General features: G+C 73.5%; 12 protein-coding genes. 5 read left to right on the forward strand and 7 right to left on the reverse strand.

Features of this window, described 5'->3' with window-relative positions; genetic code table 11:
- Window positions 1-39 precede the first annotated feature (39 nt).
- The gene (locus ACQP1N_RS22215) at window positions 40-1,257 is read right to left on the reverse strand and encodes a citrate/2-methylcitrate synthase (RefSeq protein WP_433226399.1); all 1,218 of its coding nucleotides are present in this window, start codon (window positions 1,255-1,257) and stop codon (window positions 40-42) included.
- Between the two features lie 63 nt (window positions 1,258-1,320).
- On the opposite strand from ACQP1N_RS22215, the gene ACQP1N_RS22220 reads away from it, so the two are divergent.
- From ACQP1N_RS22220 to ACQP1N_RS22235, 4 genes are all read left to right on the forward strand, one after another.
- Window positions 1,321-2,562 (forward strand): LeuA family protein, encoded by a 1,242-nt coding sequence (locus tag ACQP1N_RS22220; RefSeq protein ID WP_067802965.1) that lies wholly within the window; start codon window positions 1,321-1,323, stop codon window positions 2,560-2,562.
- Between the two features lie 48 nt (window positions 2,563-2,610).
- The gene (locus ACQP1N_RS22225; protein ID WP_067802969.1) at window positions 2,611-3,984 is read left to right on the forward strand and encodes an SWIM zinc finger family protein; all 1,374 of its coding nucleotides are present in this window, start codon (window positions 2,611-2,613) and stop codon (window positions 3,982-3,984) included.
- On the forward strand, window positions 3,981-6,632 hold the full coding sequence (locus tag ACQP1N_RS22230; RefSeq protein ID WP_433226401.1) for a DUF6493 family protein: 2,652 nt from the start codon (window positions 3,981-3,983) through the stop codon (window positions 6,630-6,632). Before ACQP1N_RS22225 ends, ACQP1N_RS22230 begins: the two co-directional genes overlap by 4 nt.
- A gap of 91 nt (window positions 6,633-6,723) precedes the next feature.
- A complete protein-coding gene (locus ACQP1N_RS22235; protein ID WP_433226403.1) occupies window positions 6,724-7,269 on the forward strand; it encodes a methylated-DNA--[protein]-cysteine S-methyltransferase in 546 nt (181 codons plus the stop codon).
- Window positions 7,270-7,388: 119 nt separating this feature from the next.
- Here the strand turns inward: ACQP1N_RS22235 and ACQP1N_RS22240 are convergent, their stop codons facing one another.
- From ACQP1N_RS22240 to ACQP1N_RS22260, 5 genes are all read right to left on the reverse strand, one after another.
- Window positions 7,389-7,877 (reverse strand): glutathione peroxidase, encoded by a 489-nt coding sequence (locus ACQP1N_RS22240; protein ID WP_433226405.1) that lies wholly within the window; start codon window positions 7,875-7,877, stop codon window positions 7,389-7,391.
- Between the two features lie 110 nt (window positions 7,878-7,987).
- Window positions 7,988-8,143, reverse strand: coding sequence for a hypothetical protein (locus ACQP1N_RS22245; RefSeq protein ID WP_165488408.1), 156 nt, complete (start codon window positions 8,141-8,143; stop codon window positions 7,988-7,990).
- 171 nt (window positions 8,144-8,314) lie between these two features.
- A complete protein-coding gene (locus tag ACQP1N_RS22250) occupies window positions 8,315-8,473 on the reverse strand; it encodes a hypothetical protein (RefSeq protein WP_165488407.1) in 159 nt (52 codons plus the stop codon).
- Window positions 8,474-8,558: 85 nt separating this feature from the next.
- Window positions 8,559-8,852, reverse strand: a complete 294-nt coding sequence (locus tag ACQP1N_RS22255) for a hypothetical protein (RefSeq protein ID WP_067799642.1) — start codon at window positions 8,850-8,852, stop codon at window positions 8,559-8,561.
- A 37-nt stretch (window positions 8,853-8,889) separates the two neighbouring features.
- A complete protein-coding gene (locus tag ACQP1N_RS22260) occupies window positions 8,890-10,002 on the reverse strand; it encodes an LCP family protein (RefSeq protein WP_433226408.1) in 1,113 nt (370 codons plus the stop codon).
- A 158-nt stretch (window positions 10,003-10,160) separates the two neighbouring features.
- On the opposite strand from ACQP1N_RS22260, the gene ACQP1N_RS22265 reads away from it, so the two are divergent.
- Window positions 10,161-12,161: an ABC transporter ATP-binding protein gene (locus tag ACQP1N_RS22265; RefSeq protein WP_433226410.1), complete on the forward strand. Its 2,001-nt coding sequence runs from the start codon at window positions 10,161-10,163 to the stop codon at window positions 12,159-12,161.
- On the opposite strand, the gene ACQP1N_RS22270 is transcribed toward ACQP1N_RS22265, so the two are convergent.
- Window positions 12,158-15,673 carry an AAA family ATPase gene (locus tag ACQP1N_RS22270; protein WP_433226412.1) on the reverse strand — a complete coding sequence of 1,172 codons (3,516 nt, stop codon included), beginning with the start codon at window positions 15,671-15,673 and terminating at the stop codon, window positions 12,158-12,160. The genes ACQP1N_RS22265 and ACQP1N_RS22270 overlap by 4 nt on opposite strands.
- Window positions 15,674-15,834 lie beyond the last annotated feature (161 nt).

Consider the following 15,834-nt stretch of genomic DNA (forward strand, 5'->3'; position numbering starts at 1 on the left):
CCTACCCCCGGTTCCGCGGGCCGCGCCCCCGACCCCGTCTCACGGCGGCGGGCCCACATAGACGGCGCGGGGACGCAGCGGGCCGCGCCGGCCGTACTCCTCCAGCGCGTGCGCGAGCCATCCGGCGGTGCGCGCGACGGCGAAGATCGCCTCCCCCGCGCCCGGGACGAGCCCGGCGACCGCGCCCAGCGTCGCCAGCGCGAAGTCGATGTTGGGCGGGGGCAGGCGGCGGCGCGCGGCCTCGTCCAGGACGGCCTCGGCGGCGGCGAGCCGCTCATGACCGGGCGCCGCGGACCGGATGAGGCCCATCAGCAGGGTGCCGCGCCCGTCGCCCGACTTGTAGACGCCATGCCCGAAGCCGGGGACGCGCTCGCCGGCGCGCAGCCGTTCGCCCAGCGCGCGGGACGCGGACGCCGGGTCGGCGACCTCGGCGATCAGCCGTTCCGCACCGTAGGACGCGCCGCCGTGCAGGGGCCCGCTGAGGACGCCGAGCCCGGACGCGACGACCGCGTAGGGGTCGGCGCGCACGGACGCGGCGACCCGCACGGCGACCGTGGAGGCGGCCAGCTCGTGGTCGGCCAGCAGGATCATGGCGGCCTCGAACGCGCGCGGCAGGCCGCCGGGCTCGGGCGGATGCGGGCACAGGCGGCCCCAGAGCCGCTCGGCGACCCGTCCCGTGCCGGGGGTGCCGCCGGCCGGGGGCAGGGCCTCGATGAGGCCGGCGACCAGCGCCCGCCCGGTCGCGGTGACGCCTTCGGGGTCGAGGTGGTGGCGGAGCGGGTCGGTGGCGGCGAGCGCCGTGACGATCAACTGGAGCCGGTCGAGCGGGAGGAGGCCGGCGGGCAGCCCGGACTGGGCGGCGACGGCCGCGGCGACACCGTCCTCCCGGGCCCGCCAGGCTCCGGGGTCTTCGTCGCGGCCCGTCCAGAGCCAGGTGGCGGCGTCCTCGAACGTGCGGGTCTCCGCCATGGCCAAGGCGTCCCGTCCCCGGTAGAACGGGCGGTCGGCGCCGAGCGCGGTGATCGCCGACTCGATCGCCAGCTCTCCCGGGCCGGGCGGGCGGCGCGGTTTCCCGCGTCGCGCCAGTTCCTCGACCTGCGCGGCGTCGAAGAGGCTCCGGCGCCCGTCCGGGGCGTGCTTGCGGCGCAGGACGCCCCGGCTCACATACGCGTACAGCGTGGCGGGCTTCACACCGAGCCGCTCGGCGGCGGTCTTGGCGTCGATCCAACCCCTGACCTGCGGGTTCTCCATCGTCATCGCCTCTTAATATTGATTATCGTCAATATTGATACATATAGATTCCGCTGTCAATCTGAGGACATGCCCCAGATTCACTTCCTGGACGTCACCAACCGCGACGGCGTCCAGACGGCCCGGACCGGGCTGTCCAAGTTCGGCAAGACGATGGTCAACTTCTACCTGGGACGACTCGGCGTGGCGCAGTCGGAGATCGGCTTCCCGTTCCTGTTCCACGAGGTTCCCTACGTGCGGGCGCAGATCGCGCTCGCGGCGGCGGGCGCCTTCGGCGGGCTGCGGCTGTCGGGCTGGTGCCGGGGCGTCGCGCGGGACGTGGAGAAGGCCGTCCAGGTGCGGGCCGGCGGCACCGGGCTCGCGCACTACAACCTGTCGATCTCGACGTCCGACTACATGATCGCGAACAAGTTCCGGGGCCGGCTCGACCGGGACGCGATCATCCGCGAGATGGTCGCGGCCGTCCGCACGGCCAAGGCGGGCGGTGCCCGGACGGTCGGGGTCAACGCCGAGGACGGTTCCCGCACCGACGACGGCTTCCTCAAGGAGTTCGCCCTGGCCGCGAAGGAGGCCGGGGCCGACCGCGTCCGGTACTGCGACACGATCGGCGGTGACACGCCCGACCGCGTCAGGGAGCGCTTCGCCAAACTGGCGTCCGCCGTAGGGATGCCGGTCGAAACCCACTGTCACAACGACCTCGGCCTGGCCGTGGCCAACTCCGTCAGCGGCGCGCTCGGCGACCTGGAGGCCGGCCAGGACGCGTGGATCAACACGTGCATAAACGGCATCGGCGAGCGGTCGGGCAATGCCGACCTGCTGGCCACCATCCTCGCGTTCCGGCACGGGTTCGGGCTGGAGGATCGCGGCATCGAGATCGGCGACCCGATCGACCTGTCGTGGGCGCGGCGGTTCGCACTGTGGGCGAGCTACGCGTTCGGCCAGCCGCTCCCCTACAACCAGGTCGGCGTGGGCCGGAACGCCTTCGCGCACGAGTCCGGCATCCACGCGGACGGCGCGCTCAAGGACCACGGCAACTACGAGCTGTACGACGAGGAGACCCTCGGCCCCTTCCCGGACGACTGGCACACCCGTCCCGGACGCGTCGTGCTCACCGGCGAGTACGGCGGCAAGGCGGGCTTCAGGCACGTCATGGACGGTCTGGGCATCGAGCCCGCCGACGAGGACCTCGCCTTCAAGCTCGTCCAGTTGTGCAACGCCCAGACGGGCCGCCCGCTCACCGACGACGAACTCCGCCTCATCGCCACCCATCCCCGCGAACTCGCTCTCCTTTTCCCAGGTCAAATCCCCTGATCGCGAATTCGGACGGATTTGTCGGGGGCGTGCCCTACGTTCCCGGACATGGCGAGCAGCACGGTGGCGGCGGGGGCCGCGCAGGCGTACACGTACATGCGACCGTCCGGACTGGACGGCGGCCTACTCGGCCTGTCCACGTCGGGCGGGACGACGGCCGGCGGGCCGCGGGCGCATCCGCACTTCTTCAGCGGGGTGCTCACCCAGGCGGCGCCGGCCGCGGCGGCGCTTCTCGCGCTGGCCGACGTCGCGCAGACGCGGTACTTCCAGCCGCGTCCCACGGCGTTCCGCGATCCGGTCGTCACGTGCGGCGGCGACCGGATCCGGATGGAGTCGTTCTCCGCGTGCGGTGGCGTCTACGCGCGGCTGGACGTGCTGGAGCCCGCGCTGGACGGCGAGATGCACGAGCGCGGCACGACGAACGTGGACGTGAACGGCCCGCTGCGGGAGGCCCTCGCCCGGGTGGGCGGCTCCGATCCGCTGCATCTCGCGGTGGGCGCCGGGGAACTGGCCGTGACGACCATGGACGGCGCCGTCGTGGAGAAGAAGGTGCCGCTGCCCGACCGGTGGCTCCGGGGTTTCGCCGAGGTGCAGGTCAGCACGGCCGGGTTCGATCCGCGCGGCGAGCTGAGGGGGCCGGACGCGGTGCGGTTCCTGCGGTCGCTGCCCCGCGGGTCCCGCGGGGTCATGTGGGCCGTTCCGGCGGGCCGTACGCTGCGGCTCACCACCCGTCCGGCCGCCGGGGCGGTGTGCCTGGCCGGGACCGACCGCCTGCGGACGATGCTGCCGCTGCTCCGCTTCGCCAGAACCCTGCGCGTCTACGGGCCGCCCGTCACCGGCGGCAGCGGACCGGTGTCGAGCGCCTGGGAGCTGGAGCTCCCGGGGATGCGGTACATCCTGACGCTGTCGCCGGAGAACTCACGTGGTTTCTCCGGCGAGGGCGCCGTGCTGGACGCCATCTCGACCGACGAGGCGGCGGGAGACGCCGACCTGCTCGGGGCACTGCTGTCCTTCGAGCCGCGTGTCGAACCCGGCCTCCTCGCCGAGCGCTCTGGCCTCACGCTCGCGCGGACGAAGGCCGGGCTGATCCAGCTCGGGACGTCCGGACGCGTGGGTTTCGACGCCGCCGAGGCCGCGTTCTTCCACCGCGAACTGCCCTACGACCCGGCGCGTGTCGCGGGCCTCAACCCGCGGCTGCGTTCGGCGCGCGCGCTCGTCGAGGATGGTGCCGTGCGGTTCACCGGCGGCGACACGGCCACCGTGCTGAGCAACGGCAGTGAGCGCCGCGTCCGCTTCGACGGCGACCGTGTCACGTGCACGTGCCCGTGGTGGTTCGACCACCGAGGGGAGCGTGGGCCGTGCAAGCACGTGCTCGCCGCCCGCATCGTCCGCCGCGAGGTGCGCGTGGAGGCCGGGCGATGAGCGCGTGGGACGACATCCGGAAGGCGATCGACGCCGGCGACCGGGACACGACGGCGCGCCTGGTCATGGAGCTCGACAACACCGCCCGCCGCACCGTCGCCGGGCAGCTCCCCGGACGGATCGGGGAGATGCGCGCGGCGTCGCAGTACGGGTTCCTGTGGCAGGAGGCGATGGAGTCGCTGCTCGTGGCCGGGGCGGGGACGATCAGCGGTGTAGTGGCCGCCGCCACCTGGCTGTGCCGCAGGGACCTGCGCCTGTGGTGGAGCAGGGACCGCTATGCGGGCCTGTGCGAGGCGCTGTGCGCGGTCACGGCCGCCCGTCCGGCCGAATGGCGCGCGGAGGTCGCCCGCCGTGTCGCCGACCGCATCCGCCTTACGGAGGGCAACTCGCCGCTGTGGCACATGGCGGCGGCGCTCACCAGATCCGCGGGGGCCAGGCCGCCCGTGTCGGATGGTTTCGTGGTGGGCTGGGCCACCGAAGGCGTACGTCCCCGCGAACTCGCCGAGGACCCGTTCCTGGACACCCTCGTCCCCAAGCTGTTCGAGGTGGACGGGGTGGGAGCCGCCCTCGCCGATGACCGGGCGAGAGCCGGATGGGACGATGCCCGAGGCGGCACCTGGGCCGGCTCGCTCACCGCTCTGGCCCGCGCCGGCCGGCTCGACCGCACGGCCCTCCTGGACGGCTGCGTCAGCCGTTTCCTGCGGGGCGGCACCGCACGCGATCTCCGCTGGTTCGCCCAGCTGCACGACGGGCTGGCGCCGACCGACGACGAGACGGCCGCCCGCGTGCGCGACTACGTCCGGCTGCTGCCGGCCGCTCCCTCGACCGTCGCGGATCTCGCGCTGAAGCAGGTGCGCCGGGCCGACGACCTCGGGCTCCTCGACGCCGAGCTGTTCGGCGAGGCCGCCGGCGCCCTGCTGTTCCGGCCGGAGAAGAAGCTCGTCCGGGCCGCGCTGACCTGGCTCGACAGGACGGCCCGCGGGCGCGACCGGGTCGAGCCCACCCTGCGCGCCCTCACCGCCGTGTTCGGGTCCGACGCCCTCGACCTCCGGGAACGCGCCGTCAAGATCGCGGCCAGGCACGCGGCCCACGCGGGCGGGTCCGTGCGGGCGGAGGTCCGGGACGCCGCCGCCGGGCTGCCCGCAGCCCTGCGCGAGCCGGTCGCGGAGGCGTTCGGCGAGATCGAGGCGGCCGCCGAGCCCGAGCCGCCGGCGGGTCCGCCGCCGTTCGTCCCGCGCGAGGCGCCCGCCCCGATCGGTTCCCTCGCCGAACTGGCCGACGAGTTCACCGTCCTGCTGCGCTCCACCGGCGAGTGGCGGGCACAGGAGCGTTTCCTGGCCGCACTCGTCGAGTTCGCCTACCGCGACCTGGAGGCGACCCGCGAGGCGCTCAGGAGACCCGCCGATGACATGGCGCCGTGGCTCGCGAACCCCGCAGGCCACTCGTACATGCAACACGTTGTCCAGGAAAGCTGGGTCCAGTTCCCGGTGCGGAGCCTTCTTCTCCCGAGGACGTCGCACCACCTGCCCAGAGTTCTCGCCGCCCTGCTCAGGGGCCGGTCCCGCAAGTCCGGGACGGTGTCCGAGCCGCAGCTGGAGCGTTTCCTCACCCTGCGCAGGCACGAGATCGCGTCCGCCGTCGGGACGGTGCCGGTGCTGCTCGCGACGCCGACCGAAGGCAGCGGCCACATCGCCCCGGACGTCCTGGTGAGGCGGCTCGAACGCCTGGAGGAGACGGGCACGGAGCCGGGACGGGCCGATCTCGCGCAGGCGATGCTGCGCGTCCCCCGCGACATCGACCGGGAGGCCGTGGCGCGCGCGAGGCGGCTGGTGTCCGAGGCCGGGCGGACGGTCGCGGCCTGGCTCGCCGCGGGCGGGCTCGCCGACCCGGGCGTCGAGTGCCGGATCCTCGACGAGCCGGTCGCGACCGTCCGCGGCCGGGCGCTCCGGCTCCCGACCCGCATCCTGTCCACGGTGGACGTGCCCGGTGACTCCGACATCGCCCACCTCTGCCGTTTCCCGGAGGACGGCTGGACGGACTTCGGCCGGCCGAACCACACCGCCTCCACCGTGTTCTGGCCGTCGATGCTGCCCTCCCACCGGGAGGTCGCCGCCGCGCATCTCGTCCCGCGCCTGGCCGGCACCGACGAGGAGACCCTGGCCCAGGGCGCCATCCTGCTCGACCTGGCCGAGGCGGACGGTCCCACCGGCGCGGCCACTGCGACCCTGCTCGCCATGACCCTCGCCAACCGGCACCGGGACGAGCGCGCGAACGCCGTCGAGGCGCTCCTCGCCCTGAGCGCCCGCGGCGCCCTCCCCGCGGAGGGCACGGGCGCGGCGCTCGGAAGGCTGGCCGCCCGCGGCCGCCTCACCCTGACCCGCGCCGTGAAGTCCCTCACCGCCGCCGCCGACGCGGGCGCCCACGCCGATGTCTGGACGCTGCTCGCCGCCGCGCTCCCGCACGCGCTCCCGGCGCCCGGTGAACGGGCCGCGGCCGGCCTGCCCGACCTCATCGCGCTGGCGACCCGCCAGGCCGAGATCATCGGCGCCGGGGGCACGATCCCGGCCGTCGCGGAGACGGCGGCCCGCGGCGGCTCCAGCCGCCTGGTGCAGGAGTCCGCGCGGCTCCACCGTGCGCTCGCAACGTAAGGACGCGCTCCGGTGTTACAGGAAGAGCCGGTGCCGCGAGGAACACCGGCCTCATATGGGACGCTGAACCGCCGGGAAGGAGCGCTGAACGATGACCGAGACCCTCGCGTTCGGCACGGTCGACACCGTGCTCGGCCGCCTGCTCGTCAGCGAGACCGAGACGGGCGTCGTCTCACTGCACTTCCGCGACACCCCCGCCGCCCGCGCCCGCACCGCGAAGGCGACCGGCCTGCCCGTCGTGGCCGCCCCCGGCCGGACGGCTCCCGCCCTGTCGGCGCTGCGCGACTACTTCGCCGGCGACCTGAAGCACTTCGAGGTGCCGATCGACTGGCGTCTCACGACCGACGTCCAGCGGCAGGTCCTCCGCACCCTGCACGAGTCCGTCCCCTACGGGCAGGTCGTCACCTACGGGGAACTGGGCGAGCGCAGCGGCACCGGCGTCCACGCGCAGGTCATCGGCCAGGTGATGGGCGGCAACCCCATCCCGCTGATCGTCCCCTGCCACCGCGTGGTCGCCTCCAACGGCCTCGGCGGCTACAGCGGCGGCTCCGGCGTCGAGGTCAAACGCTGGCTCCTGACGCTGGAGGGCGCGGTTCCCGCCACCCTGGACTGGGACATCACCCGCGGCCCGAGCTGAACCCTGGAGCCGAGGCGGGAGCGTGGCCGACGCCCGTGAGGGCCGCGGAGACCGTCGCGATGTGGCGCGATTCACACCCCGACCGGGACGCGCCCTCCGGGGCGGAGGGCGCGTCCGTTTCAGGCGGGAAGGTGCTTCTCGATGGCGGAGACGACCTCGTCCGCCTCCGGTTCGACCTGGGGCGCGAACCGCGCCGCCACCGTGCCGTCCGGGGTGATCAGGAACTTCTCGAAGTTCCACCGGATGTCGCCGGTGTGCCCCCCGGCGTCCGGGGTGCCGACGAGGTCCCGGTACAGCGGGTGCCGGCCGTCGCCGTTGACCTCGATCTTCTCGGTCATCGGAAACGTGACCCCGTACGTCGTCGAGCAGAACTCGGCGATCTCGTCCGGGGTACCGGGCTCCTGGCCCATGAACTGGTTGCAGGGGACGCCAAGGACGGTGAAGCTGCGTCCGGCGTACCGTTCCTGCAGCCGCTCCAGGCCGGAGTACTGCGGGGTGAGGCCGCACTTCGAGGCGACGTTGACAATGAGGACGGCCTTGCCTCGGTACTGCCCGAGGTCCGCCGAGCCTCCGCGCAGGTCGCCGATCTCTACGTCGAAGACAGACATGGGCCGATACTAGGAGATCACCCCCGAGACCGGCCCATCCTCACCGGTCATGCCGCCGGCGCGGGACGGGGGGACCCGCACCGCCGGCCCGGTTCAGCCGCCCGCGGCGATCACTTGCCCAAGGCGTTCACGAAGGCGGCGAGCTGGTTGCCCGCCTGACCCAGCTGCGTGAAAGCGTTGTTGACCACTCCCGCCGCGTCCGTCGGTGAGCTCAGCAGGTAGAAGATGACGAAGGCGATCGCCACATAGCGGAGGTTCTTCTTCATCTGTACGCCCGTCCCTGGTTGTAGCACGCGACACAATTGACCCGATCCCAATTGTGCCCAGCCGTGTCTGCCCGCAAAGCGCGATTTTACTGTGCCGTGGGAGCCACCGCTTGGTGCCCCGCGCGCACAGAAGCCCCGCGCCGGCGGGAGCGGGGGGCGGGGAGCCGCCCGTCAGTTGGGGAGGGCGCTCATGAACTGCGACAACGACTCCGCCGCGTTGCCGAGCCCGCTCAGGGCGCTGGTGACGAGATTCGCGGCCCCCTCCGGCCTGCTGATGACGTACCACACCACGAAGGCGATGGCGGCGATCTTCACGGGCTTCTTGCTCACTTCAACCACCCTCTGCGGTCGATTGTCTACGCAGAGTGTTTCCCATGGGCGGTCGAACAGAGATCAAGAAGGCACAAAGAGACGATCAGGTCCCCTTGGCGTGCTCGGCGAGGTACTCGATGTACAGGGGCCTGAGCGCGTCGCCGACCTCGCCCTCACCCGCGTGCGTGAACTCCTCCAGCAGCGACAGGCCGTGGAACAGGTCGAACTCGGCGCGGCCGACTTCGCCGGTGGCCGCCGCGGCGGCCGGGATCGCGCGCAGCAGGTCCCACACGAAGCCGACGTCGTGCCGCTCCCTGGCGAGGTTCATCGCGCGCTCGTGCAGCTCCCTGGTGGACAGCTCGTCCAGCTCCGCGCCCTCTGGCGTCACATCGGACATGATCCGACTGTATCCGCGCCCGTCACCGAGCCGTCCGTCACTTGGTGATGGCGTCCTGCGGGATCGGCTGGTCCTGCTTCAGCGCGTCGAAGAGCCGGGACGCCTTGGCCCTGTCCCACGTGATGTAGGAGCCGGCCGCCGCCGAGCTGCCGCCGCCCCCGATCGGGACGGTCGTCGTCACACCGCCACCGCCGCTGACGCCCTTCATCGCCCACATCATCCGGACCAGGTCGTACAGGTGGTCGCCGTCGTCCACCAGGAAGTTGCTCGTGGCGTTCATCGCCAGCGGGATGCTGCGGAACGGGTTCAGCATCGTCCCCGGGCTCGTCGACTTCTTCATCAGCGCGGCGAAGAACTGCCGCTGGTGCTCGACCCGTTCGAGGTCGGCGCGGGCGAACGCGCGGGTCCGGACGTAGCCGAGCGCCTGGCCGCCGTTCAGCGTCTGGCAGCCGGCCTTGAGGTCGAGCCCCGCCTTGTGGTCCTTGATGTCGTCCTTGACGCAGATGTCGACGCCGCCGACCGCGTCCACCACGCCGACGAAGCCGCCGAAGCCGATCTCGGCGTAGTGGTCGATGCGGATCCCGGTGCTCTTCTCCACGGTCTGCACGAGCAGCTTGGGGCCGCCGAACGCGAACGCCGCGTTCAGCTTGTTCGACCCGTGCCCCGGGATGGGGACGTAGGAGTCGCGCGGCAGGCTGATGAGGGACGTCCCGCCGGAGCCGTAGTGCAGCAGCATCATCGAGTCGGTGCGGCGGCCCCCGGCGAACCCGGTGGCGAGCCGCTTCTGGTCGGCCTTCGACAGGCCCTCCCGGCTGTCGGACCCGACGATCAGCCAGTTCGTGCCCGGGGTGTCGGCGACCCGGCCGGGATAGTCCACCAGGACGGACTCCCGCTTCAGCCGCGAGTCCAGGTAGAAGTAACCGCCGACCACGAGCAGCAGCAGAACGGCCGCCAGTGCGCCGAGCACCCGCGGCCAGCGACGCCGGCGCCGCGGCCGCGCCCCACCGCGCGGCCCGTCCCCGTATCCGCCCTGGTCGAACCGGCCGCCGGCGAGCTGGTCGCCCGCGTGCGGGTCGTCATGCGGGTCGTAACGGTCCTCGTACGGGTCGCGCCCGTAGGCGCTGTGGCGTTGCTGCCGGCCATCGTTCATGGCGTAGACCCTAGACAACCCGCCGGATCCGCGCGTCCATCCTCCGCATGAATGTCCGACCGAACAAATAACCGCGCTATGTGACAAATGAAGCGGACACCGTCCCCCTCACGGCGCACACTGCCCCCTGACCGGCACTAGGCCATGGAGGGCGGCGTATGGGGACAGGACGGCGGTTTTCAGGGCGGCCGGGCCGGCGGAGAGCCCACCGGGACGAGCGGTCACGTCCCGGGCCGGACCTTCCGGAGCTGTCCACGCACCTCTGGCACGCGAAGGACCGGGAACTCGCCGAGACGGGACTCGGCACGGTCGCGCGGCGGCTCCCGGCGGTGATCGTCCAGGCGGCGGGGCTGGCGTGGCGGGCGAGCCGGGCCGACACGGTCGCGACGATCTCCCTCAACCTCGCGGCGGGGATCTTCACGGCGTTCTGGCTGCTGGCGACGACCGGCGTGCTCACCGCGCTGTTCAGCGCCGGGCCGACGCCCGGCCGGGTCCGCGACGCGCTGCCGTCGCTGGCGCTCGTGGCGGGCGCGGTGGCGCTGCGCGCCGGGCTGCAGGCGGGCGCGGGCTGGGCGCAGTCGCGGCTGCGGCCCCAGGTCACCCGGCTCGCCGAACTGCGGCTGTACGAGGCGACGACCGCCGTGCATCTCGCCGCGCTCGACGACTCGGACTTCCTGGACGAGTTGCAGCGCGCGCAGACCCGGGGCATGGCGTCGGCGTCGCGGGTCGTCCAGCAGGCGGTGGACGTCCTCACCGGGGCCGTCGGGATGCTCGCGGCGGCCGGGACGCTCGGCGTGCTGCATCCGCTGCTGCTGCCGCTGCTGCTGCTGACGGCCGTGCCGGAGGGCTGGGCGTCCCTGCGCAGCGCCCGGATGCAGTACCTGACGATGCTCGCCCTGGTCGAGGTCACGCGCCGCAAGTGGATCCTGTCGGACCTGATGGTCGAGCGGAAGCACGCCGCCGAGGTGCGGTCGTTCACGATGCGGGCGTTCCTGCTGGACCAGTACGACCGGTCGGCCGCCTACCAGCGGGGCGTCGAACTCGACCTGGCCCGCCGCCAGACGGTCGCGCGGGTCACCGGGGACGTGCTGAAGGGCGTCGCCACGGCCGCCGTCTACGTCGCGCTGGGCCTCATGCTGTGGAAGGGCGCGGTACCGCTGGCCGTGGCGGGGACGGCGGTCCTCGCGATCCGCGCGGGCCAGTCCTCCCTGGCGAACCTCGTGTTCGCCGTGAACCAGTGCTACGAGGAGGGCCTGTACTTCGGCGACTACCTGGCCTTCTGCGATGCGGCGGAGAAGCGGATCCCGCACCGGGCGCTGCCGGCCGCCCCGGCGCGGGAGCGTGGGCGGCTGCCGGACGACTTCGCGTGCATACGCGTCCGCGACGTCACGTTCACCTATCCGGGCGCGGACACGCCGTCCCTCGCGGGCGTCTCGGTGGACCTGCGCAAAGGCGAGGTGGTCGCGCTCGTCGGCGAGAACGGGTCGGGCAAGACGACCCTCGCGAAGATCATGGCGTGCCTGTACGACCCCGACGCCGGGGAGGTGCGGTGGGACGACGTGCCGCTGACCGAGGTCCCGCCGCAGGAGGTGTGGGAGCGCATCGCCGTCATCGCGCAGGAGTACACGCATTGGCCGATGACCGCGCGGCAGAACATCACGATGGGCCGCGGGCGCGAGCCCGCCGAGGGCGGGGAGGAGGACCCGGCGATGCTCGCCGCGGCCCGCGCGTCCGGCGCGGACGAGGTCGTCGCGGACCTCGGCCGCGGCTACGGGACGCTGCTGGACCGCCGGTTCAAGGGCGGCGCCGAACTGTCGGGCGGCCAGTGGCAGCGGCTCGCCGTGGCGCGCGGCTTCTTCCGCGACGCCCCGCTGCTGGTCTGCGACGAACCCACCGCCGCCCTCGACGCGCGGGCCGAGCACCAGCTGTTCGAGCGGATCCGCACGCACGCCGGCGGCCGGACGGTCCTGCTGATCACCCACCGGCTCGCCAGCGTCCGCCACGCCGACCGGATCTACGTCCTGGAGCGGGGCAAGGTGATCGAGGAGGGCGACCACGCGACGCTGATGGCCCGCGGCGGCCTCTACGCCGAGCTGTACTCCCTCCAGGCGGCGGCGTACGGGGGCGAGGGGGCGCAGGCGCAGGCGCAGGCGGGCTAGATGTAGAGGCCGTAGCCGCCGTCCTCCTCGCGGGGCGGGGCGTCGGGCAGGTCCTCGGGGCGCAGCAGCCCGACCTCCGCCGCGTCGATCTCACGGCCCTCGTCGTCCTTGGCGGTGATGCGCTGCGCCTGCCGGGAGATCGCCGCCTCCAGCAGGTTCCGGACGAGCCGGGCGTTGCCGAACGAGGCACCGCGCGGCTGCGCGGCGACGAGGCCGCGCAGCTGGTCCAGGACGCCGGGCGCGAGCTCGAACCCGGCCTCCGCCGCCATGAACTCGAAGATCGTGACGAGTTCGTCGTCGGCGTAGTCGGGGAACCGCAGCTTCTTCGGGAAACGCGACTTCAGCCCCGGGTTGGCGCCCAGGAACCGCTCCATCTCGGCGTCGTAGCCGGCCACGATGACCACCAGGTCGCCGCGGTGCTCCTCCATCAGCCGCAGCAGCTCGGCGATCGCCTCGTGGCCGAAGTCGCGCCGGTCGCCGCCGGACGACGACAGCGCGTACGCCTCGTCCACGAACAGCACGCCGCCGAGAGCGCGCTCGACCGCGCCCCGCACCCGCGGCGCGGTCTGCCCGACGAACTCGGCGACGAGGTCGGCGCGGGTGACCTCCACCAGATGGCCGGACGACAGCAGACCCAGCCGGGCGAACACGGCGGCGATCAGCCGCGCGATCGTCGTCTTGGCCGTGCCCGGACTGCCCATGAACACCATGTGCCGGGCGGGGGACGCCGGGGAGACCTTGGCATCGCGCCGCAACTGCTCGGCGCGGACCTCGGCGACCAGCGAGGCCACCTCCCGCTTGATGTCGGCGAGGCCGATCAGCCGCTCGACCTCGGCGAGCGGGTCGCCGGGCACGTCGTCGCGGCCGCGGGTGAGCGTGTCGGGGACGTCTTCCAGCAGGATCACATCGAGGGACTCGGTCTCGTCCACGATCCCGTCGGCGAGGACCCGGCGGCCCTGCATCGCGACCGCCCGGTCGAGCAGGTTCGTCATGATGCGGACGTTGCCGAGGCCGCGTTCGCGCGGCGCCGCCTCGACCAGCCCGCGGACCTTGTCCACGACGCCGGGGGCCAGCTCGAACCCCGCGTCGGCGGCCTTGGCCGCGAACACCTCCACCAGCTCGTCGTCGGTGAGGTCGGGGAACCGGATCGTCCGGGGGAAGGACGCGGCGAGGTCGGGATGCGCCTTCAGCAGCCCGTTCATCTCCGCGTGCGGGCCGGCCAGCACCACGACGAGGTCCTCGGTGTGCGCCTGGACGCTGGTCAGCAGCACGTCCAGCACCTCCCGGCCGCGCGCGGCGTCCGCCGACACCGACACCAGGGCGTGCGCGTCGCGGACCAGCAGGACGCCGCCGTGCGCCTGTTCCACCGCCCGCCGCACCCGCAGGACGCTCTCGCTGGCGTACTCGCCGAGCAGGTCGGCGCGCTCCACCTCGACCAGGTGACCGGACGACAGCACGCCGAGATCGGCATAGACACGGCCGAGGATCCGGGCGACCTTCCCCTTGCCCGTGCCGGCGTTCCCGGTGAAGACCAGATGCCGGGGACGCGGCCTGGCCGACATGCCCGCCTCGCGGCGCAGGCGGGCCGCCTTGGCCTCGGCGACGAGCGCCTCGACCTCGCGTTTCACCGGCCCGATGCCGATGCAGGCGGCCAGCTCGGCGAGCGGGTCGGCCTCGGCGGGACGGCCCGCGATGAGGCGCTGCGGCAGGTCGGCGCCGGTGACCTCGACCGGGTCCTCCTCCCGCGCGACGGCGGCCGCGACGGCCTCGCCCGCCATGTGCGCCACCAGCCGGGCACCGCGCAGGTTCAGCAGCGGCGGGGTACGCCGGAGCATGCCGCCGGCGGCCGCCGCGACCTGCGGGGCGACGCGTGCGCCGCGCCGCGCGACGGCCAGCGTGAACAGCTCGGCGAAGTCGTCCTCGGTGAAGTCGCGGGTGCGGGCGACGTCGAACGCGCGCACCAGCGCCGGGTTGGCGTCGAACAGCCGCCGGTCGCCGCCGGGGCGGCACAGCGCGACCACGCTGAGGGACGGCGCGCGGGCCATGAGCCGCCGCAGCTCCTCCACGGCGGCGGCGCCGCAGCGCTCGCTCGCGGCGAGCTTCTCCAGGTCGTCCACGACGAGGAGCATCCGCCCCTCCAGGCAGTCGCGGACGCGGGCCTGCAGCCACAGGACGGCGTCGCTCACCCCCAGCGACGCGAACACCTGATCGGAGATCCACAGCGCCTCCCGGACGGCGCCGCCCTCGGCGAGCAGTTCCTCGACGATCTCGGCGGCGGTGCCCTTTCCGGTGCCCTCCGGCCCGGCGACGAGCAGCCGGACGGCCCGCTCCCCCGCGAGCCGCGCCCTCACCGCGTCCCGCAGCGCCCGGGACAGTTCCGGCTGCCCGACGAGCCCCGGTTCCGCCACCTCGGCGGGCCGCTCCCGCCCGGCGTCGTTCTCCCGCTCACCGGTACCGAACGTCAGCGTGTTGAGGACCCGGCGGGCGGTGAACAGCCGCCGCAGGTCGGCCTGGAACGGCCGCACCGGCACCCGGCAGCGCGGGGTGACCGGCGCCCCGGGCAGGCCCTGCACGGAGCCGGTGAAGCGCACCGCCATGTCCAGCCAGGCGCGGGCCGCGTCCGCCTCCCCCGCGACCAGGCCCCGGGCCAGCCACGCGCGCACGTCGAGCTGCCACTCCTCGGCGGAGAACCCCTCGCGCGCCGCGCGGAACCGCTCCTCCACGTTCTCGTAGCGCGCCGTCCCCAGCACCACCGCCAGCTCGGCCGGGACGACCGGCGCCTCGGCCGCCAGCAGCAGCCGGGCCAGCGCGGCATCGGGCTCGTCCCCGTCGGCGACGGCCCCGGCCAGCCGCTCGTGCGCCGCGTCCAGGCCCTCGCACGCCCACCCGAGGTACCCGACCGGCCCCGCCAGCTCGGGCAGGACGGCCAGTTCCTCCTCGGTCAGCCCGGCGGTCCAGGCGTCCTCCAGCCGCCGGTTCGGGACGGTCATGTCGGCCTTACGCAGCGCCGGGTCGGCGGCGCGCCGGTCGAACAGCCCCATCAGCGCCTTCCGGCGCCGCTCCACCGGTTCCAGGCCCTCGAAGACCTCCAGCCCGGCCCGCGCCAGCTCGAACATCACCGCGCGCCGCTCGGGGTCGTCCCCCGCGGGTTCGGGCAGCCACAACCCCGGCGGACGCCACTTCCCGCCCTGGGTGAACCAGGCCACCGGTTCGCGCACCGCCGGCTCCGGCGTGGCCAGGAAGTCCGACAGCAGCTCGTAGTCGACATCGCCGCGCGACCCGCCCCGGACCGCCGAGGCGCCCAGCAGGAACGTCAGCAGCGACCACTGCTCGGCCCCCGCCGCGCTCGTGCGGTCTCCGTAGAAGTCGCTGAGCTGCCGCGTCAGCACGACGGCGCGCTGGTCGGTGTTGTAGGCGACCGCGCGTTCTCGCATCTCCTCGTACAGACCGTCCGGCACCCGCCAGGGACCGTGCGCGTACACGTCCAGGACGGGCTCTTCAGTGAGCAGCACTTCAAGATGGTCCGGCAGCCGGGGAGCACGCACCTGAGCCTTCTCCTACGCAGCGGAAGCGGGCAATCACGTCCGACAGCACCCTATGGCCCGGCGAGATCGCGCACACCCCGTCGTGCCGGGTTGGCAGGGGACCCGTCGTCGGCGATAGTTGTCGGATG

Source organism: Actinomadura formosensis, from assembly GCF_050948385.1.
Taxonomy (GTDB): domain Bacteria; phylum Actinomycetota; class Actinomycetes; order Streptosporangiales; family Streptosporangiaceae; genus Spirillospora; species Spirillospora formosensis.

Coding starts and splice junctions, on each gene's coding strand:
- ACQP1N_RS22215 (WP_433226399.1), bottom strand. CDS start 1,257: ATGACGATGGAGAACCCGCAGGTCAGGGGTTGGATCGACGCCAAGACC.
- ACQP1N_RS22220 (WP_067802965.1), top strand. CDS start 1,321: ATGCCCCAGATTCACTTCCTGGACGTCACCAACCGCGACGGCGTCCAG.
- ACQP1N_RS22225 (WP_067802969.1), top strand. CDS start 2,611: ATGGCGAGCAGCACGGTGGCGGCGGGGGCCGCGCAGGCGTACACGTAC.
- ACQP1N_RS22230 (WP_433226401.1), top strand. CDS start 3,981: ATGAGCGCGTGGGACGACATCCGGAAGGCGATCGACGCCGGCGACCGG.
- ACQP1N_RS22235 (WP_433226403.1), top strand. CDS start 6,724: ATGACCGAGACCCTCGCGTTCGGCACGGTCGACACCGTGCTCGGCCGC.
- ACQP1N_RS22240 (WP_433226405.1), bottom strand. CDS start 7,877: ATGTCTGTCTTCGACGTAGAGATCGGCGACCTGCGCGGAGGCTCGGCG.
- ACQP1N_RS22245 (WP_165488408.1), bottom strand. CDS start 8,143: ATGAAGAAGAACCTCCGCTATGTGGCGATCGCCTTCGTCATCTTCTAC.
- ACQP1N_RS22255 (WP_067799642.1), bottom strand. CDS start 8,852: ATGTCCGATGTGACGCCAGAGGGCGCGGAGCTGGACGAGCTGTCCACC.
- ACQP1N_RS22260 (WP_433226408.1), bottom strand. CDS start 10,002: ATGAACGATGGCCGGCAGCAACGCCACAGCGCCTACGGGCGCGACCCG.
- ACQP1N_RS22265 (WP_433226410.1), top strand. CDS start 10,161: ATGGGGACAGGACGGCGGTTTTCAGGGCGGCCGGGCCGGCGGAGAGCC.